Annotated in this window: 23 protein-coding genes; 21 read left to right on the forward strand and 2 right to left on the reverse strand. The window is 48.9% G+C overall.

Annotated features, from left to right (window positions below):
- The first annotated feature begins 10 nt into the window (after window positions 1-10).
- From ACE3MQ_RS08770 to ACE3MQ_RS08795, 6 genes are all read left to right on the forward strand, one after another.
- A complete protein-coding gene (locus tag ACE3MQ_RS08770) occupies window positions 11-772 on the forward strand; it encodes a metal ABC transporter ATP-binding protein (protein WP_379392226.1) in 762 nt (253 codons plus the stop codon).
- A 129-nt stretch (window positions 773-901) separates the two neighbouring features.
- Window positions 902-1,696 carry a metal ABC transporter permease gene (locus ACE3MQ_RS08775; protein ID WP_379392227.1) on the forward strand — a complete coding sequence of 265 codons (795 nt, stop codon included), beginning with the start codon at window positions 902-904 and terminating at the stop codon, window positions 1,694-1,696.
- Window positions 1,697-1,741: 45 nt separating this feature from the next.
- Window positions 1,742-2,455: a cytochrome c biogenesis CcdA family protein gene (locus tag ACE3MQ_RS08780; protein ID WP_379392228.1), complete on the forward strand. Its 714-nt coding sequence runs from the start codon at window positions 1,742-1,744 to the stop codon at window positions 2,453-2,455.
- Between the two features lie 109 nt (window positions 2,456-2,564).
- Window positions 2,565-2,990: a transcriptional regulator MntR gene (gene mntR, locus ACE3MQ_RS08785; protein WP_379392229.1), complete on the forward strand. Its 426-nt coding sequence runs from the start codon at window positions 2,565-2,567 to the stop codon at window positions 2,988-2,990.
- 167 nt (window positions 2,991-3,157) lie between these two features.
- On the forward strand, window positions 3,158-4,789 hold the full coding sequence (locus tag ACE3MQ_RS08790; protein WP_379392230.1) for a family 10 glycosylhydrolase: 1,632 nt from the start codon (window positions 3,158-3,160) through the stop codon (window positions 4,787-4,789).
- 71 nt (window positions 4,790-4,860) lie between these two features.
- Window positions 4,861-5,826, forward strand: a complete 966-nt coding sequence (locus ACE3MQ_RS08795) for a patatin-like phospholipase family protein (RefSeq protein ID WP_379392231.1) — start codon at window positions 4,861-4,863, stop codon at window positions 5,824-5,826.
- A gap of 27 nt (window positions 5,827-5,853) precedes the next feature.
- Here ACE3MQ_RS08795 and ACE3MQ_RS08800 read toward each other — a convergent pair whose 3' ends face one another.
- Window positions 5,854-6,177 carry an SA1362 family protein gene (locus ACE3MQ_RS08800; protein ID WP_379392232.1) on the reverse strand — a complete coding sequence of 108 codons (324 nt, stop codon included), beginning with the start codon at window positions 6,175-6,177 and terminating at the stop codon, window positions 5,854-5,856.
- Between the two features lie 6 nt (window positions 6,178-6,183).
- On the reverse strand, window positions 6,184-7,179 hold the full coding sequence (locus ACE3MQ_RS08805; RefSeq protein WP_379392233.1) for a DUF1385 domain-containing protein: 996 nt from the start codon (window positions 7,177-7,179) through the stop codon (window positions 6,184-6,186).
- A 156-nt stretch (window positions 7,180-7,335) separates the two neighbouring features.
- Here ACE3MQ_RS08805 and ACE3MQ_RS08810 point away from each other — a divergent pair, with 156 nt between their 5' ends.
- From ACE3MQ_RS08810 to ACE3MQ_RS08880, 15 genes are all read left to right on the forward strand, one after another.
- Window positions 7,336-7,830 carry a YqhR family membrane protein gene (locus ACE3MQ_RS08810; protein ID WP_379392234.1) on the forward strand — a complete coding sequence of 165 codons (495 nt, stop codon included), beginning with the start codon at window positions 7,336-7,338 and terminating at the stop codon, window positions 7,828-7,830.
- Window positions 7,831-7,909: 79 nt separating this feature from the next.
- Window positions 7,910-8,353 (forward strand): type II 3-dehydroquinate dehydratase, encoded by a 444-nt coding sequence (aroQ, locus tag ACE3MQ_RS08815; protein ID WP_379392472.1) that lies wholly within the window; start codon window positions 7,910-7,912, stop codon window positions 8,351-8,353.
- A 12-nt stretch (window positions 8,354-8,365) separates the two neighbouring features.
- Window positions 8,366-9,442, forward strand: a complete 1,077-nt coding sequence (locus ACE3MQ_RS08820) for a M24 family metallopeptidase (protein ID WP_379392235.1) — start codon at window positions 8,366-8,368, stop codon at window positions 9,440-9,442.
- Window positions 9,443-9,622: 180 nt separating this feature from the next.
- Complete coding sequence (gene efp / locus ACE3MQ_RS08825; RefSeq protein WP_379392236.1) at window positions 9,623-10,180, forward strand: elongation factor P; 558 nt, start codon at window positions 9,623-9,625, stop codon at window positions 10,178-10,180.
- A 258-nt stretch (window positions 10,181-10,438) separates the two neighbouring features.
- Window positions 10,439-11,692 carry an aspartate kinase gene (locus ACE3MQ_RS08830; RefSeq protein WP_379392237.1) on the forward strand — a complete coding sequence of 418 codons (1,254 nt, stop codon included), beginning with the start codon at window positions 10,439-10,441 and terminating at the stop codon, window positions 11,690-11,692.
- A 650-nt stretch (window positions 11,693-12,342) separates the two neighbouring features.
- Entirely contained in the window at window positions 12,343-14,784 is a 2,442-nt protein-coding gene (locus ACE3MQ_RS08835; protein WP_379392238.1) for a glycogen/starch/alpha-glucan phosphorylase, read from the forward strand.
- A gap of 119 nt (window positions 14,785-14,903) precedes the next feature.
- The gene (locus ACE3MQ_RS08840) at window positions 14,904-15,170 is read left to right on the forward strand and encodes a YqhV family protein (protein ID WP_379392239.1); all 267 of its coding nucleotides are present in this window, start codon (window positions 14,904-14,906) and stop codon (window positions 15,168-15,170) included.
- Window positions 15,171-15,279: 109 nt separating this feature from the next.
- Window positions 15,280-16,281 carry a stage III sporulation protein AA gene (gene spoIIIAA, locus ACE3MQ_RS08845; RefSeq protein WP_379392240.1) on the forward strand — a complete coding sequence of 334 codons (1,002 nt, stop codon included), beginning with the start codon at window positions 15,280-15,282 and terminating at the stop codon, window positions 16,279-16,281.
- A complete protein-coding gene (gene spoIIIAB / locus ACE3MQ_RS08850) occupies window positions 16,274-16,792 on the forward strand; it encodes a stage III sporulation protein SpoIIIAB (protein WP_379392241.1) in 519 nt (172 codons plus the stop codon). The genes spoIIIAA and spoIIIAB overlap by 8 nt, the downstream gene beginning before the upstream one ends.
- A 63-nt stretch (window positions 16,793-16,855) precedes the next feature.
- Window positions 16,856-17,059 (forward strand): stage III sporulation protein AC, encoded by a 204-nt coding sequence (gene spoIIIAC, locus ACE3MQ_RS08855; protein ID WP_110932348.1) that lies wholly within the window; start codon window positions 16,856-16,858, stop codon window positions 17,057-17,059.
- Between the two features lie 11 nt (window positions 17,060-17,070).
- A complete protein-coding gene (gene spoIIIAD, locus ACE3MQ_RS08860; protein ID WP_379392242.1) occupies window positions 17,071-17,460 on the forward strand; it encodes a stage III sporulation protein AD in 390 nt (129 codons plus the stop codon).
- 14 nt (window positions 17,461-17,474) lie between these two features.
- Entirely contained in the window at window positions 17,475-18,674 is a 1,200-nt protein-coding gene (gene spoIIIAE / locus ACE3MQ_RS08865; RefSeq protein WP_463140066.1) for a stage III sporulation protein AE, read from the forward strand.
- Between the two features lie 25 nt (window positions 18,675-18,699).
- Window positions 18,700-19,473: a stage III sporulation protein AF gene (gene spoIIIAF, locus ACE3MQ_RS08870; RefSeq protein ID WP_379392244.1), complete on the forward strand. Its 774-nt coding sequence runs from the start codon at window positions 18,700-18,702 to the stop codon at window positions 19,471-19,473.
- A 16-nt stretch (window positions 19,474-19,489) separates the two neighbouring features.
- Window positions 19,490-20,134 (forward strand): stage III sporulation protein AG, encoded by a 645-nt coding sequence (gene spoIIIAG, locus ACE3MQ_RS08875; RefSeq protein WP_379392245.1) that lies wholly within the window; start codon window positions 19,490-19,492, stop codon window positions 20,132-20,134.
- A 58-nt stretch (window positions 20,135-20,192) separates the two neighbouring features.
- A complete protein-coding gene (locus ACE3MQ_RS08880) occupies window positions 20,193-20,969 on the forward strand; it encodes a SpoIIIAH-like family protein (RefSeq protein WP_379392246.1) in 777 nt (258 codons plus the stop codon).
- The last annotated feature ends 140 nt before the right edge of the window (window positions 20,970-21,109 follow it).

The raw sequence follows: 21,109 nt of genomic DNA on the forward strand, positions 1-21,109 counted from the left end.
GACGGTCAAGATGAAACCGGACAACTTAGCAACATCGGCATTAGCCTGCCATGATAACATCATCGAGCTTGTCGATGTCTCCTTCGCTTATAAAGACAAGAAGGTGATCTCGAATTTTAGCTTTACGGTAAAAGAGCGTGACTTTGTCGGGGTCATTGGCTCCAATGGAGCAGGCAAGACAACCCTGCTGCGGATGATGGTCGGGCTTCTATCTCCCTCCGAGGGGGAAATTCGGCTGTTTGGTCAGCCGATCCGGCGCTTTCGCGACTGGGATCGGATCGGATACGTGCCCCAGAAAAACTCGTTTAATCCGTTATTTCCGGCAACCGTAAGAGAGGTCGTCATGTCCGGGCTGTACAACAATAAGAAGCTGTTTCGCCGCATCGGGAAGGCCGAGCAGGTGAAATGCAATGATGCGCTTGAAGTGATGCGCATTCGGGATATCGCGGATAAGCGGATCGGGGAGCTGTCAGGCGGACAGCAGCAGCGGGTCTTTTTGGCAAGAGCGCTGATCAATAAGCCGGATTTGCTTATTTTAGACGAGCCTACGGTTGGGATCGATGCACAAACGCAGGAGGATTTCTTTGAAATGATCTTTCATATGCATGCGCATCATCATATGACATTTTTGATGGTATCTCACGATGTGGAGATGATCGAGGAGAATTTGGGCAATGAGCCGCTGGATCGCTGCGGAGCGATTAAATTTTTCGTGAAGCATTCGCATGATCAGGACTGTTCGATCTCCGATCTTCAACATTCGATTAATTAGCTTCCGAAGTTAGTTTTGCTCTGCAAAACTTAAGCCTATGCTTACGATGTTAGTTTTTGCTCTGCAAAACTTTTAGCTTATGCTTCCGAAGTTAGTTTTGCTTCGCAAAACTTTTAGGAGATGTGAAACTTGGAAATATTAACGGCAGAATTCTTTCAAAGAGCGCTGATAGGAGGGCTGCTCATCGGCATCACAGCCCCCCTGATCGGTATTTTTTTAGTGCTTCGCCGCTTGTCGATGATCGGGGATACATTGGCTCATGTGACCATTGCGGGGGTTGCCCTTGGTTTTCTAATCCATGCCAACCCGATATGGATGGGGCTGGTCTTTGCGGTTCTCGCCTCCTTTGCGATCGAGAAGCTGCGTAAAGCCTATAAAGCTTATGCCGAGCTCTCCATCGCGATTATTATGTCGGGAGGCGTAGCGCTGGCCTCGCTGTTCTTTACGCTCGGGATAGGGTACAATACGGATGTATTGTTTGGCAGTATTTACACCTTGAGCAGGGAGGATTTGTATCTGGTCGGCGCCGTAACGCTTGTCGTTATCGTCATTGTTGCCCTGCTCTTCAAGGAGTTCTTCCTTCTTACGTTCGAGGAGGATGCCGCTGCGGTCAGCGGATTGCCCGTTAAGCTGTTAAACCTGCTGATTACCGTTCTCACGGCCTTGGTCATCAGTACCGCGATTAAAATCGTAGGCGCCTTGCTCGTATCTGCGTTAATTACGATTCCTGCCGCTTGCAGCCTGCTTATTGCCCGCAGCTTTAAAACTTCGGTAATTTACTCCGTTATTATTGCGGAAATTGCAGTTGTTATCGGGCTGATTATGGCTGGCGTATGGAACCTGGCGCCGGGAGCAACGATCGTTCTGCTGCTGATCGCCATGCTGATCGTTACTCTCGTAGGTAAAAAAGGATTGGCAGCGTAAACCAGGAACAATACATTCAATCTATCACGAAGATAGGAGGCTGCAATGGCTGATATTAATGTACTGGTAGCATTCGGGGCAGGCGTTGCTTCCTTCATCTCGCCTTGCTGCTTGCCGCTGTACCCGTCTTATCTGTCTTACATTACGGGCATGTCGGTGCAAACGCTAAAGACAGAGCAAAAAAAGCGGGAAGTCCGGATGAAGACGATGACGCATACGCTTGCGTTCATTTTGGGATTCTCTGTCGTGTTCTATACGCTTGGCTTCGGTGCGGGACTCTTTGGCGAATTTTTCGTCAGCAATCGGGATTTGATCCGTCAGATTTCTGCCATATTAATTATACTTATGGGCTTGTTTTTGCTTGGAATTTTTCAACCGCAATTCCTGCTTAAGGAGCGGAAAATGGATATCAAAATGAAGAAGACCGGATATGTGGCTTCCTTTATTTTTGGCATCGGTTTTTCCGCCGGCTGGTCTCCCTGCGTAGGTCCGATTCTAGCTGCGATTATTTCACTGGCGGTGAGTGAACCGGGAACCTGGTTAAGCCTTATTACGGCATATACGCTTGGCTTTGCTCTTCCATTTTTCATTCTAGCCTTTTTTATCGGCAGCACGAAATGGATTACCCGATATTCAGGAGCGATTATGAAAGTCGGCGGGGCGCTGATGCTGCTCATGGGGGTATTGCTTTTTACGAACCAAATGGCCAAAATTACGATTTGGCTGCAGCAAATTACGCCGGAATGGCTTAAATTCTAACTTCAGGCACACTTGCCAACGGACAAGCACAACATGTATCATTAAAGACAGTAGCGATGTTGCGTGGATATGAAGGGTCTACGTTAACTGAGGAAAAGAGGTTCGTAAGATGCCAACACCTAGTATGGAGGATTATTTGGAGCGCATTTATAAGCTGATAGACGAGAAGGGATATGCGCGCGTTTCCGATATTGCCGAAGGATTGGAAGTTCATCCCTCTTCCGTCACCAAGATGATCCAGAAGCTGGATAAGGACGAATACGTCATTTATGAGAAATACCGGGGCCTGGTGCTTACGAGCAAAGGCAAGAAGATCGGCAAACGTCTCGTAGACCGTCATCATCTGCTGGAGGAGTTTCTGGAAATGATCGGCGTCGATGAGGAGAATATTTATAAAGATGTGGAAGGAATCGAGCATCATTTAAGCTGGGACTCGATTACCCGGATCGCCGCGCTGGTGGATTACTTTAAGCGCGATGAATCCAGAATCCAAGATTTGCGCGATGTAGAGAAGGAGCTCTTGAACGAATCCTAGTTAAAGCATCTGTCTTATGCGGGCAGATGCTTTTTCTTTTTTTGGTTATGCAAGTGAAAATCCATTTTCTGCCCGGAAAACGCAACTCTTGGGGGCCGGTTGACGTTAGAGATATGGAGAAGTTAATTTGGACACTCGCAACATTTACTAACTATTGGAGGTTACTAATGAAATTTCGTGCATGGTTTTTTTCTTTCTTAATGATACTGCTGATCTGGCCTTTCTCCGGCCATACGAATGCCGCTGCGGCCCGGCCTATCGAAATCATTCTGGATGGCAAGGTTTTACTGAGCGATGCGCCGCCGTACATTAAGCCGAAAAACAATGTTACCATGGTACCGCTCCGCGTCATCAGCGAAGGCTTGGGAGCTCAGGTAGACTGGCTGGGAAGCACTAAAACCGTAACGATCTCGAAGGACGGAAATACTATTGTATTACGCAACGGGACTACAACGGCCCAAGTTAATAACACGGCAGTAAAGCTTGACGTGTCGGTCGAAATCAACACGGGACGAACTATGGTTCCGCTTCGCTTCGTGGGGGAGCAGCTTGGCTTGCAGGTGGATTGGAATTCTGCCGCCCGGACGATTACATTGACCTCCCCAGAGACAAGCCTTCCACCGGTAGATAAACCAACGCCTGTCATTCCTCCGGTTGAGCAGCCGTCGCCGCAGCCGCCAAGCGGCGGAAACACGACTGAGCTGCGGGGAGTATGGATTTCTACGGTCATCAATCTGGATTGGCCGACCAAGGGATCCTATGGAAAGGTGGAGCAGCAGAAGGAGGAGTACATCAAACTGCTGGACGAGATGCAGGACATGGGCTTAAACGCTGTATTTGTTCAAGTCAGACCTACTGCGGATGCTTTTTACCCGTCAACGCTTGTACCGTGGTCGACATATTTGACCGGGACAGCAGGCAAAGACCCGGGCTATGATCCTTTAGCTTTTTTGATTGAGGAAACGCATCGCCGGGGCATTCAATTCCATGCCTGGTTCAATCCGTTCCGGGCAAGCATGAATGCCGATACGAGCAAGCTGCCAAGCAATCATGTCGTCCATCAGCATCCGGACTGGATCGTGAAGTTTGCCGACAAGCTCTATATTAATCCCGGCATCCCGGAAGCGCGTCAGCATATTATCGATGCGATTATGGAAGTCGTCAACGGTTATGATATTGATGGTGTGCATCTGGATGATTATTTCTACCCATCGGGGGAAACGGCAGCAAGCAAGTTCAATGACGATGGCACGATGAAGAATTATAACCCGAGGCAGCTTAGCAAAGGGGACTGGCGCAGAGATAACATCAATCAATTCGTCCGCGATCTTGGACAAAGCATTCATGCGGCGAAGCCGGAAGTATCTTACGGGATCAGCCCGTTTGGCGTGTGGCGCAATAAGGCCTCCGATATTACCGGATCGGATACGAAGGCGGGGATGACGGCGTATGACAGTACCTATGCCGACGTCAGAACCTGGATTCGCAATGAATGGATCGATTATGTAACTCCGCAATTGTACTGGAGCTTGACGCGTCAAGAGGTACGATACGATATCCTCGTAGATTGGTGGGCCCAGGAGGTTCGGGGGACAAATGTGAAGCTGTATGTAGGGCATTCCCCTTACAAGATCGGGACGCCGGAAATCGGCTGGCAATCCGCGGACGAAATAATCCGCCAGCTGGAGTACAATGAGCGAATCCCTGAAGTGAAGGGCAGTATCTTTTTTAGCGCCAAAGACTTAAAGAAGAACCCGCTTGGACTTATACCATTATTGAAATCATATTTCAAATCTTAGAATGACATAGGAATAGCCCCCGTGACATACATAAGCAGTAGACTTGTGTATGGAATGGGGGTTATTATTTTATGCTGATAAACGGCGTGTTCGAGGGCGGGGGCGTCAAAGGGATATCCTTGGCAGGGGCTGTCAGAGCGTCGGAGCGGCATGGGGCGAAATTCCACCGGGTGGCAGGCACATCGTCTGGCTCCATCGTCGCTGCAATGATCGCAGCAGGCTACTCTGCAGAGGAAATGAAGGACATTATCATGGGCACTTCATTTGTTGAGTTTTTGAAAAGATCGCCGATCTTTAACGTGCGGATCGTCGGGCCTGCGCTTAGGGTACTGCTTAAAAAGGGGTTATATTCGGGAGAAGCCCTTGAGGATTGGATACGGCAGCTTTTGAGAGATAAAGGGATCAGAACCTTTGGCGACTTACCAAAAGGCAAACTGACCATTATCGCCTCCGACATTACGAGCGGCAGAATATTGATCCTGCCCGATGACCTGCAAAAGCTTGGTATATCGCCGCATAAGTTTGATGTTGCCCGGGCGGTGCGGATGAGCTGCAGCATCCCTTATTTCTTCGACCCGGTTTTATTGCGGCTTCCGCCGCAGTTGTCTATGGGGAAACCATTCTCAGATCAATTTTTGTACATTGTCGATGGCGGACTCTTGAGCAATTTTCCGTTATGGCTGTTCGATGAGGATAGCTGCAAGCCTCGAGGGGAAATGATCCCAACGGTCGGCTTCCAAATGGTTGGAAAGAACTCCAACCAGCCTCATCTGATCTCAGGGCCGTTTACGATGCTGCAGGCACTGGTCGAGACGATGCTTTCGGCCCATGATGAACGCTATATCGAGCAATCCAACCGGTATCGTACAATAAAGATACCGACCCTCGGCATCGGTACGACCCAGTTCGACATCAGCAAAGAAGAAAGCCTGCTGCTTTATGAATCCGGACTCCAATCCGGCAACCATTTCTTCGATGAGTGGAATACTCAGTACTACGAAGAACAGTTCATAAAGTATCAGCAGGCTAATAAATAAATATTCGATTCCATATTGCGAATTTACTTAGTGGTACTTCGGAATATCCTCGTCATTCTTCCCTTTGTTCCCTTCGATTACATGGAACGGATAATGCTTGCGCTTCTGTCCGGCGGACTGGCGCTGCTCGGCAGCCAGTTTGGCCATCGTGCGGGCAGAAGGCTTGACCTTGGGATGCCGTGCCCTGTATTTCCGGGGCGGGAATTTGTAGAGCCAGATTACGACTCCCACAAGGATGGCAGGAATCAGCAAGCTGCTCCAATTCATTTGTCCTTTTCCGAAAAGTGCATTAACCACACCAAACGCAGCAAGTCCTATAACAATCCAAAATAGGATGGCCTGCTTCTTCATCGCTTATCATCCTTTCACGGGATCAAAGGCCGTATTAGGGGCAGGCTGTTCCAGGACACCCTCCCGCTCATATTGTGCATCAAGTTCTCTCATTCGATTAAAAGAAGCGATCGATACCTCCACTTGGTCGTCCTTCGGCTCCTTCGTGGTCAACAGCTGAAGCCACAATCCCGGATACCCCAAGAAACGAAGCACAGGAATGTCGCGAACGGCATTGGTCAGACGCAGCAGTTCAAAGGAGACGCCGATCACTAGCGGCAGAAGCAGCAGACGGATATACATGCGCTCCCAGACGTTATCCCAGTGGAAGAAGGAATAGATTATGACGCCGACAATGACAGTTAGAATAATAAAGCTGCTGCCGCAGCGGTAGTGCAGTCGGCTGTATTTTTGAACGTTCTGCACCGTCAGTTCTTCTCCATTTTCATAAGCTGTGATTACTTTATGTTCAGCCCCGTGGTATTGGAACAATCTTTTGATTACCGGAGTTTGCGAGATCGCCCATAAATAAAGCAGCAGGAGAACGATTTTTATAACACCTTCCACTAGCGTATGCATCGCCCGGTTGTCAAAGGCGTACTGGAACAAATATTCCTCCAGGACGGCCGGAACCAGCGTGAAGACGACTTTGCCGAAGAGGAAGGATAGTACGCCAGCGATGGCCACGCCTACGATCATCGTCAGGGAGAAGCCCGATTCTTCCTTCTCCTTTTGCTTGGCGCGCTCTTCCGGCTCAATCTCGTCGTCGGCCATCGCTTCGGCGGAATAATTCAAATGCTTTGAGCCTTTGGCGCTGGAATCAATGATGCTGACAATACCGCGAATAAACGGGATTTTGCGAAGCCGCTTCACCCATGACTTGTCCTGTTTAGGTACTTCCAAAAACGTAATTTCACCATTTTTGCGGCGGACGGCAGTTACGTTGACATGCTTGCCGCCAAACATGACGCCCTCTATGACAGCTTGCCCGCCATAAATATTCGGTGTAGATTGCCTCGGCAAATATTTCACCTTCCCTAATTAATGTCGTTGTCACTAGAATAATTCCATTGTATCGAATCTGGGAAGCAAATTCTAGTTTGTTTAGTCTTTTTCGAAATGTGCATACTAAAACGACAATTGGAAGTCATGGAGGAAGCAGGAAAGGAGCGGAAGTGCATGCCGCAGCAGCAGGGTGAGAACAGGGGGAAAGGAACGAATGTGTGGAGCTTTGGTTTGCAGCTTGGTTTTTTTGCGGGGCTAATCTGGGGCGGCATAAAGGGGCTGATGTATTTCTTCAGGCTCACGGTCGTTGTGCCGGGATATTTGGCGGAGCCCTTTTTTAAGAACCAGTTTTTAAAGACGCAGGGCGGATATTATGTGGGGTGGCTGTTCTTTATTCTTTTCTCGATCCTCGCCGCATTGCTTTATACCTTGCTTTTTCGCCGCTTGAAGGGCCCCTATCCGGGGATTCTTTACGGCATCGTCTGGTGGATTGTCATATTTATCGTTTTGGGGCCGATGCTTCGTTTGACGCAGCCGATCTCCGAGCTTCCGAAGGGAACGCTGATCAGCGAGCTTTGCCTTTATTTACTGTGGGGTTTGTTCATCGGTTACACCGCAGCGATGGAATATACGGACGAACGTCACAGAGAACCGCAAAAAGCGCAGTAATAAGTACAAAAGGCTTCTCATTTGCCTCACACCTATGTTAAAATTACTTTTGGTTATTTTACAGGAAGGGTGTGGAATGATGTACCGTATCCTGGTATTGAACGGACCGAATTTAAACATGCTGGGGATTCGCGAGCCTGGTGTATATGGGTCTGAAGGGCTTCGTGAGATTAAGGACAGGCTTATGAAGCAGGGCGAGCAGCAGGGGCTGGCTCTAGAGTTCTATCAATCTAATCATGAGGGATATTTGATCGATAGAATTCATGAAGCGCTGGGCAGCATCGATGGAATCATGATTAATCCGGGTGCATTGACTCATTACAGCTACGCGCTGCGCGATGCCTTTGCTGCCGTGAATATCCCTTTTGTTGAAGTGCATATGTCGAATATCCATGCCCGCGAACCATTCCGCCATACATCAGTCACAGCAGCTTTGGCGGTCGGGCAAATTGCTGGCTTTGGATCATACAGCTATGAACTGGGCCTGATGGCGCTCGCGCGGCATCTGGAAAGTAGGAAATAAGGAGAGCATATGATGGCGAATTCAAGAGTAAGCCGCCTTCGGGATGCCATGAAGCAGAAGCAACTGCAGGCGATATGGATTACCGGAGACATTAATCGGCAGTACTTAACGGGATTTACCGGTTCATCCGGCTACGTCCTCATTACGTTGGACAAGTCCTACATGTTAACCGATTTTCGTTATATGACGCAGGCCGCGAATCAAGCGGCAGGCTTTGAGATCGTGGAGCATGGCCCCTCTGTGGCCGAAACGCTCAAGGAACTTCTTTCGGATCAAAAGATAAGCGAGTTGGGGTTTGAGGAGGAGAAAGTCGTTTTCTCCACCTATCGAGCTTATGAACAGGATCTGCATCCCGTCAAGCTGATCCCGGTGGCTGGCCTTGTAGAAGGTCTCCGTGTGTACAAGGATGATCAGGAGCTGGCATTAATGAAACAGGCTGCGGAGTTGGCTGACCAGACCTTCATGCACATGCTGAATGTGCTTCGGCCGGGTGTAACGGAACGGGATATGGCCCTGGAAATAGAAATCTTTATGCGCAAGCAGGGCGCTACTTCAAGCAGCTTTGATACGATTGTGGCCTCGGGTGAGCGTTCGGCTCTGCCGCATGGAGTTGCGAGTGATCGCGTGCTGCAAAGCGATGAGTTCGTAAAAATGGACTTTGGCGCGCTGCTGAACGGCTATTGCTCGGACATTACGCGCACCGTGATGATCGGTCAGCCTACGCCCAAGCATCGAGAAATTTATGATATTGTGCTTGAGGCGCAGCTGCATACCCTGCAGCATCTTCGTCCAGGAATGACGGGACGCGAAGCAGATGCTTTAGCCCGCGATATCATTACGCGATACGGATATGGCGAGCAGTTCGGCCACAGCACAGGCCATGGGCTTGGCATGGAGGTGCATGAAGCTCCGCGCCTATCCAAGCTAAGCGACGATATTCTAAGGCCGGGAATGGTCGTTACAGTCGAACCGGGAATTTACATTCCGGGCTTCGGCGGCGTTCGGATTGAAGACGATGTCGTAATCACGGACAGCGGCTGCCGTAGGCTGACGGAATCCAACAAAGATTTTACCGTCATTGATTCATAATGTACGGCTTTGAATTTTGGGTAATTTTAGATTATAGAATTTTTCAGCTGGGCTGAATCATTCTATAAAAACTACCGCAAAACGCGGTCTGGCTACATTGAAAGTACGTCGATAGACGTTTTTCTTATATTTTCTATACGAAGTTGTGCAACTCATTTGATCCTATAGGAGGTTCTATTCGTGATTTCAGTTAACGATTTTAAAACAGGCCTAACAGTAGAATTTGATGGTGATATTTATACGGTACTGGAGTTTCAGCACGTAAAGCCGGGAAAAGGAGCTGCATTTGTTCGCTCTAAGCTAAAAAATTTGCGCAACGGCAACACCGTTGAAAAAACGTTCCGTGCTGGTGAAACAGTCAGCAGAGCTATGATCGAAAACCGCGACGTTCAATATTTGTACGCCAGCGGCCAAGACCATACGTTCATGGATAACGAAACTTATGACCAATTCACATTGTCCTCGGATCAATTGGAATGGGAGCTGAATTTCCTGAAGGAAAATATGAACGTAAAAATTGTCAGCTATCAAGGCGAAATCCTTGGAATCAACCTGCCTAACAGTGTTGAGCTGCGCGTAGTGGAATCCGAGCCGGGCATTAAAGGGAACACGGCGACTGGTGCTACCAAGAATGCCAAGCTGGAGACAGGACTCAACGTTCAGGTTCCTTTGTTCATTAACCAGGATGATGTCCTTCTGATTGACACTCGTGAAGGCAAGTATATTTCCCGCGCTTAAATTTCACGTAACTTTCTTGCCTTATTAAAGGCAGTGTCGTCCTCCACTCCCGTCGAGTGGAGGAATTTTTTTGTATTGTGAAATATGGCGAAAACTTCGAATATTGTAATGAAAAGCGATGGATTAATACCGCTCTTTCGTATTATACTGGTTTAAAGCGTTACTGCTTGAATTTAAAGCGATTCTATCTCGCACTGATCGTGTGTTTATAGCCGTACTGTACTTAGATAGGATAGTCTATTTTTGGGAGGGTCTGATTTGGCTTTATTTGTCATGAAGTTTGGTGGAAGTTCTGTCGGCAATACAGAACGAATGCAGCGCGTTGCCCGGCGCGTAGTGGAGAAGCAGGATGAGGGGCATCAGGTCGTTGTCGTTGTATCTGCCATGGGGGATACGACGGACGATCTTATCGACCAGGCGAAGCTGCTTAGCAAGGAGCCGCCTTTACGCGAAATGGATATGCTGATGACAACCGGGGAGCAAATTTCGATTTCGTTGCTATCGATTGCGATTCATGCGGAGGGCCGCAAGGCCGTTTCCTTTACAGGCTGGCAGGCCGGTTTCCGTACGGATAAAGAACATTCCAGAGCGCGCATTACCGACATTCAGCCGCAGCGAGTACAAGCGGCGCTGGATGAAGGTAATATCGTTGTCGTTGCAGGATTCCAGGGAATGAGTGAGGACGGAGAAATAACGACGTTCGGACGCGGCGGCTCGGATACGACGGCGGTGGCTCTGGCAGCGGCAATATCTGCCGATTACTGTGAAATTTATACGGATGTGGACGGAATCTATTCGACGGATCCGCGGATTGTGAAGAATGCCCGCAAGCTGCAGGAGATATCTTATGATGAAATGCTGGAGCTGGCCAATCTGGGAGCGGCCGTGCTTCACCCTCGTGCAGTAGAATACGCGAAGCATAATCAAGTTCGTCTCGTCGTTCGTTCAAGCTTTAATCATAATGAAGGTACGGTTGTTAAGGAGGAAGTGAAAATGGAGCAAGGTGTAGTAGTCAGCGGAATTGCTTACGATAAAAATGTAGCCCGAATCAGCATTTTAGGGGTCTCTCATATTCCGGGGGTATTGGCCCAGGTGTTCGGTTCCCTGGCTGAAGCCAAAATTGACGTAGATATTATCGTCCAAAGCGGCGTTCAGGACGGTAAGGCGGATTTCTCCTTCACCGTAGCCCTTACTGATCGTGAGAAAGCACTTCAGGTCATTAACGGCATTCGCAGCAGCCTGCCATTCCAGGAAGTCACCTCGGAAGACGGTCTGGTCAAAGTATCGATCGTCGGCGCAGGCATGGTCAGCCATCCGGGCGTAGCCGCAAAAATGTTCGACGTCATTTCCAAGCAGGACGTAAACATCAAGATGGTCAGCACCTCGGAAATCAAAGTTTCCTGCGTCATCGAAGGAACGAAGCTGAACGAAGTGGTTAAAGCCCTTCATACCGCTTATGGTCTTGATACCGAGAGTCAAGTGTTTGTCGGCGGGCCGCAGGATCGCCGTTAATTTAATCGGTTGATTATAACCAAGAATAAAGTCGTCTTAGCTTGCAGAAATACTCTGCATGCGAGGCGGCTTTTTTGATGATGGATTATAAAATGAAGTGCGACACCTAGAAATAAAAGGCCCATCTAAAATACTCTTTCGAAATTGTGTGATTTTTCGATTAAAATAGCCGCGAACGATCGCCTCACGTGCGCCTTTGTACGAATTTTCATACACAGCTTTTGCTTCGGCCGCTTTCGAGAGCCCCATTGTATGATTTTTCATACAAAACAGCCATGGACGCCCGCTTAGCAATCGCGTATGTACGATTTATCGTATACAGTTCTTGCTCTTCACCGCATGGACCATTTTCCACGTAAATGTCTTTGATTAGAAGTCCGCCACGAATCCTTTATGGAAAAGTTGTCGCATTTAGCTTAACAATCAATCCGTCAGATTTAGAATGAATGGAATCCGGAACCTTCGCCTTTTATATCGCAAGAAAAAACTACTGCTAAACGCGGTCTGTCATTTTTAAATGCCCGTCGATAGACGTTTTTCTTATATTAATTATTTATTTTTGTTATTTTATCACTCCCTCGAGTTTAAACATAAGGTATAGGTTTGGATGCCTATACGAGAGGAACTGCGGCACAGGGAGGACTATAAACGTGTTCGATAACAAAGAATGCTTTAAGGAAATGTTCAAGAAAGAGCTGGTCAGCCAATTGGGGAAGCCTGTATCTCAGGCTACGGACGCAGATGTTTACAGCATACTCGGCATTTTAATTCGGGAAAGAGTAGGCGAAGATTGGGCGAATACGAACCAGAAGCTGAAAGCAGACAAAGCCCGGCAAGTGTATTATTTCTCCATGGAATTTCTTATTGGGCGGCAGCTCGGAAACAATTTGCTGAATTTGGGTGTGCTTGAGCTCGTTCGTGACGGACTAAGGGAATTGGGCTTCGATCTGGAGGCTGCGGAGGAGGAAGAGAGTGACCCGGGGCTAGGCAATGGCGGATTGGGTCGCCTTGCTGCCTGCTTCCTCGACTCCTTGGCAGCGCAGCAGCTGCCTGGTCACGGCTGCGGCATTCGGTACCGCTACGGACTATTCGAACAGAAAATTGTCGACGGGCACCAGGTAGAGCTGCCTGATTACTGGCTGCAGCGAGGCAATGTATGGGAGGTCTGCCGGGAGGATAAGAAGGTAGAGGTTCGCTTCGGCGGCGAGGTGCATATGTCAGAGCGCGACGGGCAGCTTCACTTTGAGCTCGCGGGCTTTGAGAGCATTTGGGCGATACCTTACGATATTCCGGTGATCGGCAGCGGCTCAAGCCAAGTCAATACGCTTCGGCTCTGGAGCGCCCGGCCGGGAAAAGGACCTATCAAGCCGAGTACAGGCAATGACGGCAGTTATTATAATTATTTGAATTATTACCGTTCGGTTGAATCCGTATCCGAATTCCTGTATCCCGATGATTCAGAATTCGAAGGCAAGCTGCTTCGTTTAAAACAGCAGTATTTCTTATGCTCTGCCGGCTTGCAAAGTATATTGAGAACCTTCGATAAGCTGGAGCTGCCCATAACGCTCCTGCCCGACAAAGCAGCGATACATATCAATGATACGCATCCTACGCTCGTGATCCCTGAGCTCATGCGGATATTGATGGACGAGAAGCGCTGCTCCTGGGAAGAAGCCTGGCATATCACGAACCGGACGGTATCGTATACGAATCATACTACCCTTAGTGAGGCGCTGGAGAAGTGGCCCGTTGCTATGGTAAAGCAGCTGCTGCCCCGCATTTATATGATTATCGAGGAATTAAATAAACGCTTTTGTGCGGAGCTCCTGGAGCGCTATTCAGGAGATCAAAACCGAATCTCCCAACTGGCCATTATTTATGGCGATCAAATTCGGATGGCCAATTTAGCGATCGTCGGCAGCTACAGCATCAATGGTGTGGCCGCGCTCCATACGGAAATATTGAAGAAGCGTGAAATGAAAGCCTTCTATGAGCTGTATCCGGAGAGGTTCAACAATAAAACGAACGGGATCTCTCACAGGCGCTGGCTTATGCATGCCAATCCCGATTTATCGAGGCTGATTACCGAGGTAATCGGTTCTCGCTGGATTACCCAACCCCAGGAAATGATCGGTTTAATCAAATACGCCGAGGATCGCAGCTTCGTGGAACGAGTGCGCGAGGTTAAGCGGGAAAACAAACTGCGGCTCGCTAAATACGTGCGGGATAAACTGCATATCAGCATTGACCCGGATTCCATTTTTGACGTTCAGGCCAAGCGGCTCCACGCCTATAAACGGCAGCTGCTAAATGTGCTGCATATGATGCATTTATACAACCAGCTGAAGGATAATCCTTCAGCCGATATCGCACCGCGGACATTCCTGTTCAGCGCCAAAGCGGCACCGGGCTATTATTTGGCGAAAAATATTATTAAATTGATCAATACAGTCGCCGATACGGTCAACCGGGATCAGATGGTTCGGGACAAAATGAAGGTCGTATTCCTCGAGAATTACTCCGTATCCTTGGCCGAAAAGCTGATCCCCGCCGCTGATGTCAGCGAGCAAATCTCTACGGCAGGCAAAGAGGCTTCGGGAACCGGAAACATGAAATTCATGATGAACGGCGCGCTGACAATCGGTACCTTGGACGGAGCCAATGTGGAAATGTACGACATGCTAGGCGATGACAATATGTTCCTGTTCGGTTTGCGAGCGGAACAAGTCATGGAATACAATCAAAACGGCGAATACTCCCCCTGGCATATTTATCATGTGGATTCGCGGGTGAAGGAAGTGATGGATCAGTTGATCCATCCAGGCCGCTTTTGTTCGGAAGGCCAGGACTTCGAGTCGATTTACCAATCGGTGCTTCATCATCAGGACGAATTTTTTGTACTGAAGGATTTCGCCAGCTATGTGGAGGCGCATTTAAGGATTGACCTGGCTTACCGAAATCCTAACGATTGGCTGAAGAAATCCATTTTGAATATCGCGCATTCAGGCAAGTTTTCCAGCGATCATACCATTAAACAATATGCGTCGGGCATATGGAATATCGAGCCTTTGATTATGCAGGAGAAGAAATAGCTTCGCCTAGTAGAAGGTCACCGAATACCGGTGGCCTTCTTTCTATTTTTTGCAAATAAAATAAGATGATGGGGCATAAGGTAAGAGAGACTGGACAAGAAGGGGGTTGTTATCCGGCTATGCTCGATAAATTCGTGACCAGCATGGCAGCCATTCGAATGATTTCCGGCTCGATCGAAATCGTAGCCGCCTTGTTGATGCTTAAGCTGGGGCGTGTAGATAAGGCTCTAGCGGTGAACTCTATGCTTGCATTTGTGGGGCCGACAGTCCTTCTGGTAACTACGGCGATCGGGTTGGCCGGAATGGCGGATAAGCTGTCGTGGAGCAAATTGGTTTGGATCGGCTGCGGCATTTCGTGTCTCTTAATCGGCATTTTGAAGAAATGATAGATTTCCCGTCATAAAGACAAAGTACAGGCATAAACATGAGATATAACACAAGCAAAGCAATAGAGTAGTTCATTTTTTAGGAAAGAAGTCTTTGGGGGGTACACCGATGAACAACCCTAGCTGGTTAACTGTATTTCCCGATAACATCCGTTCCTTGCTTCTTAAACTGCCTCCTGCTTTGTTCTCAAGGCTGGAAGAGATCCGCATTCGAGAGGGACGGCCCTTGGAAGTGAACGCCGCTGGTCGGCATTATTACTTGACCCCGAATGGCGAGGTGACCAGTGATCCTGGCTTCGCCTATAAGCCAGGGAAGCAGGAAGGCAATCGGCTCCTTGATTTGATAACGAATCATTCGCTGTACACGATGGAGGAGGAGCTGCGCAAGGGCTTCATAACGATTGCCGGGGGCCACAGAATCGGACTTGCCGGCAGAACCGTGCTGAGCGGAGGAAAAGTAGAGCATCTTAGGGACATTAGCGGCTTTAATGTTCGGATTGCTAGAGAGGTGCTTGGCATCAGTGATCGTATTTTGCCTAACTTGATTGATTTCAGGCATAGAACCGTACTTCATACCCTAATTTTGTCTCCGCCTCAGCAGGGGAAAACGACATTGATTCGCGATCTAGCCAGGGGGATCAGCAGCGGTGCATGGGGGCATCCGGATGCAAAATGGCCAGGCCTTAAAGTCGGGATTATTGATGAGCGTTCAGAGATCGCCGGAAGCAAGCGGGGGGTTCCGAGCTTTGACGTGGGCCCCAGAACCGATGTGATGGACGGCTGTCCCAAGGCGGAAGGAATAATGATGATGCTTCGTTCCATGTCTCCCGATGTGATCATCGTAGATGAGATCGGCCGTCCGGAAGACGCGGATGCTCTCGCTGAAGCCTTGCATGCGGGTGTGAAAGTGATTGCTACCGCCCACGGCTCTGACGTGAACGAGCTGTCCCTCAGGCCTGCGCTCTCCAAGCTGGCCGATCCGCCGTTTTTTGAAATGTATGCCGTACTTAACCGCAGTGACAATGGGCTTGCCTTTCGACTCTGGGACGGCAAGCGGAGGGGATTAGACAATTCGGGACTGAGCATGAAGGGCAGGGAACGATATGGTTAAGCTTCTGGGCGCGGCAATGATCCTCCTTGCAGCGACGATGGCCGGATTAGCGAAAGCGAGGCAATTTGCCAGCCGTCCGAACCAGATACGGCGGCTCATATTGGCGCTTAAGCGGCTGGAAACGGAAATTATGTACGGCTTTACGCCGCTCCCTGATGCCCTGCAGCGCATCGCGGAGCAGAGCGGCGAGCCGATAAAGAATCTGTTTGAAGGAGCGGCAAATCAGATGAATCCGCCGTTAAATTGGACAGCCCAGCAAAGCCTGCATCATGCGGTTGAGGCAGGGTGGAAGTATACCGCGATGAAAGCGGCGGAGAAGGAAGTCATGCTCCAGCTCGGCTTCACATTAGGGACAAGCGACCGGGCGAATCAGTTGGGGCATATCGCAACGGCCGTTCGCCAATTGGAAAGCGAGGAGCATGCCGCGCGAGAAGAACAAGCGCGTTATGAAAAAATGTCCAGAAGCTTGGGATTGCTGGGCGGTGCATTTATCGTTATTTTGCTTTATTGACTGCGACTACCCTCTCATCACCGATGACCGTTACTGCAAAAATGATCGTGAGGTGCCAAATCAATGAACTTAGAAGTAAACGCCATATTTCAAATTGCAGGCATTGGCATCATTATCGCCATGATACACACCGTGCTGAAACAAATGGGCAAAGAGGACATGGCGCATTGGGTGACCGTGATCGGGTTCGTCGTCGTACTGTTTATGGTTATCCGATTACTGGACAGTCTATTTCAGGAAATTAAATCGATCTTTTTATTCCAGTAGGTGATTCGGCAGTGGAAATGATTCAGATCGTTGGATTGGGACTGATCGCCACCATACTTATCCTCACCATCAAGGAACAGAAGCCGATGTTTGCGTTTTTAATCGCGATTGCCACGGGCATCATGATTTTTATGTATTTGGTAGGTAAAATCGGCGGAATCATCGAGGTGCTGGAGCAACTAGCCGAATCCTCCGGGGTGCAGATGATCTACCTCAAGACGATCTTGAAAATTATCGGAATCGCCTACATAGCCGAATTCGGAGCCCAAATCGTCAGAGATGCCGGTCAAGAGAGCATTGCTTCCAAAATTGAGCTCGCGGGAAAAATACTGATCATGGTTTTGGCCATTCCCATCATCAGCATCATCATTGAAACCGTGATGAGGATTCTGCCTGCTTAACGAAATGGGGACAAATGATGAAAAAGTCGAAATTAATTTGGCGTTATGGGTCGATCCTTATTGTTGTCCTCAGCGTTGTCGTATTGTGGCCATTCCCGCTTTTTGCAGCAGAACCCGATAACGGATGGATAGAGAAGCAGGCAGAGGAGCTTCCTACCGATCAGGTCGAAGCTTATTGGCAGGAGCTGATGAAGGAATACGGCGGATATTTTCCGGATCAGGCCATTCCTTCATTTATGGATATGCTGCTGCAGGACGGAAACGGAGACTCATTCAGCGTCAAAGCAGGCATGGCGGGTCTGTTGAAATATATGTGGCACGAGGTGCTGTACAACGGACATATCCTGGCAACCATCGTTCTCTTGTCGGTGTTCAGCTCAATTCTGGAAACATTTCAATCTGCTTTTGAGCGCAAGCAGGTCAGTAAAGTTGCTTACGCCATCTGTTACATGGTCATTCTCATTTTAGCCATCAACAGCTTTCATGTGGCGATTAAATACGCTACAGATGCGATTCGGGGCATGATCGATTTTATGATGGCGATGGTTCCGCTGCTGTTTACGCTGCTCGCTTCGATGGGAAACATGGTTACCGTATCGGTCACGCATCCGCTCGTGGTGTTTATGGTACATACCGTCGGAACGGTCGTCTATACGATTGTTTTTCCCTTGTTGTTCTTCTCTGCTGTCCTGCATATCGTCAGCTCATTGTCCGAGAAGTACAAGCTGACCCAGCTCGCCAATTTATTGCGCACGATCAGCATGGCGCTGCTCGGAGTTATGCTGACCATCTTCCTGGGCGTCATTTCGGTAAGGGGGATCACCGGCTCGGTGGCGGACGGCGTGACGCTTCGAACGGCCAAATATTTGACAGGGAACTTTGTTCCCGTCGTCGGCAAAGTATTTGCGGATGCCACGGATACCGTCATTTCGGCTTCACTGCTTGTCAAAAATTCCATCGGACTCGTCGGAGTGATCATACTATTATTTTTATGCGCTTTTCCCGCTATTAAAATTTTGACTTTAGCCTTGATCTATAACTTGTCGGCAGCGGTTATGCAGCCGCTTGGAGAGACGCCGATCGTAACCTGTCTGGAAACAATCGGGAAAAGCATGATTTATGTGTTTGCTGCCCTCGCCGCAGTAGGACTGATGTTCTTTCTGGCCATCACGATTACATTAACCGCAGGCAACGTCACGGTGATGATGAGATAGAAGGAAATGTGGTGGTGAAATTTTGATGACGTGGCTGGCAGAATGGTTGAAGGAAATTATTTTTGTCGTGCTTCTGGCGACATTCATCGATCTGCTGCTTCCTAATCGCTCGATGGAGAGATATGTAAAGCTCGTGGTCAGTCTGCTCATTCTGCTTACGCTGATTTCACCGGTTATGCGTCTATTCGCTCCGGATGCACAGCAGAAGCTGGAGAAGGCCTTTATGGAAAGCACCGACGACGGTGCTATGAAGACAGCAGGCACCGATGAAATATTGCGTCAAGGGGAGCAAATGAGAATGAAAAGGGAACGTGAGGCGCTCCAATGGGCTAGTGAGGAAGCGGCGAAGCGGATGAAGGAGCAAATCGAACGGGAAACCGGTCAGCTTGTTGAGCGAGTAGTTGTTGCACTGGATGCCCCGGAGAACGGTGCAGATCCTGCGATTTCAGCCATAGAGGTCTATATCGATCAGGAGCAGGAGCCTTCAAATGCGAAGGATTCGCCGCTCAGCGGCCGGAACGAGGGGCACGAGCAAATCCCGATTGCGGCCGTCGAGCCTGTCCACATTCAAGTAAAGCTTATGGAAGATGAGCCAAATGTAGAAGAAAGTATTCCTGCTGGGAGCAGCAGTTTGCATGGTGAATGGATTTCGGAGGAGATAGAGCCTGCCTCCGAAGGAGAGTCCGTTTTCGCTGATGCAGGAGCATATGAACGAACGCAGCAAATTATCGATATCCTGTCGCGCAACTGGGGAATTCCAAGAGAGCTCGTTCATGTCGTCATACAGGAAGATAAGTAGCAAAGGGGGGATGATGATGCTGAATTGGTGGAAGAAGCTGGAGTCGCTCATTGGGCGAGGTTTGGAAGGCAAGAAAAAGCTGAACACATATCGGCTGCTTATTATACTGGGGCTAATCGGCGTGGCGATCATGCTGTTTAATTCTTTCGTCAACGTGAAGCAAATCGACTCTGGCGGAGCGGGAAGAGAACCTCCGGCAGGACAGGAGGTACTGACGTCGGTACTGCCGGATCAGGGAGCGGCTGCCGGCACTTTTGACGCCATCGAGATGTCGCTGGAGAACAAGACGAAAGAGATTCTGGAGAAAATAGTTGGAGTCGGAGCCGTAGACGTTCTCGTAACGATTGATTCGACAGAGGAGCTCATCATCGGCCGCAATACGAAGGATACACAGCAGCTTACGGAAGAGAATGACAGGGATGGGGGAAAGCGGCATATTACGCAGTATACCCGGGACGGCCAAATCGTAACGAATGAAGAGAGCGGCAGTGAAAAGCCGATCGTAACGAAAAAAATAAAACCGAAGGTTCGCGGCGTGCTAATTGTGGCAAGAGGGGCAGAAAACAAGACGGTAAAAAATTTGATCGTCGACGCCGTGGAGAAGGGACTTAATGTCCCGGCGTACCGGATCTCCGTCGTTCCAAGAAAGCAATCGCAATAAACCAGAGATTCAATTTATTAAAAATAATCAAAAATAATGATTCTAGGAGGAATATGTAATGAAATCGAAAAGACAGACAATTTGGCTCGTCTCCATGCTCAGCTTAATGGTTGTTCTCTCCGCTTATTATTTGTTTACTGAGGATTCTGCAACGAATAAGCCGAAAACAGCCGACGGGAAACAGGTTACGACGATGGAGCAAACCACATCTCAAACCGTGCTTGAAGGCAGCGCTTTATCCGATGACGATATTATCGTTTCCGAGGTTACGGTCGAGGATGAGGCTGTGCAGGACATGTTAATTTCCGAAGAGCAGGCTGACCCGAATGATAAAGGGGCAGACGTCACTAAGAACGAGCCGGCAAAGAATGAGGAAGCTGCCGAAAACGCAAAGAAAAACGATCAGCCGGAGGCGACAGATCATGCTTCAGAGAGTGTGAAGGATGAAGACGTGCTGAAAAAGCTGGAAACAGAGGGAACCTTAACGAGAGATTCCTTGACAGCGTATCAGATGGATCGAGCCGAGCAAAACACTAAAAAGCAGGAGCAGCTCCTCCAAACGATGAGTGATGATAAGAAAACCTTGGATGAAGCAGCTATGGCGCAGCAGCAGCTTGATGCTTTGGAAGAAAAGGAAGCTAAAATTACTGATATCGAAGAGCGTTTGCAGCAGCAGTATGCCAATGCCGTAGTAACGGAAGATAATGACAGCTACAGGGTAGTTGTCATCAGCGAGAAGCTGCAGGTAGAAGAAGCCGTGGACATCGTCGATTTGGTGATCAAGGAGCTTGGCGTGTCCCAGGATAAGGTAAAAGTTCAGTATGTATCTCAATAATATTTCGGGGTTCCAGTCCCATTAAGTTTATTCATTTTTAGAATGAAGCTGGAGAGTCCAAGAGGATCTTGGACTCTTTCCATTTTGATCGATTGTGATATAATACATAAAGTTATGATGCGAAAAGGCCCGAGCTTTGC

Origin of the sequence: Paenibacillus lentus, from assembly GCF_042714055.1 — a bacterium.
In the GTDB taxonomy this organism is placed as follows: Bacteria; Bacillota; Bacilli; order Paenibacillales; family Paenibacillaceae; genus Fontibacillus; species Fontibacillus lentus_A.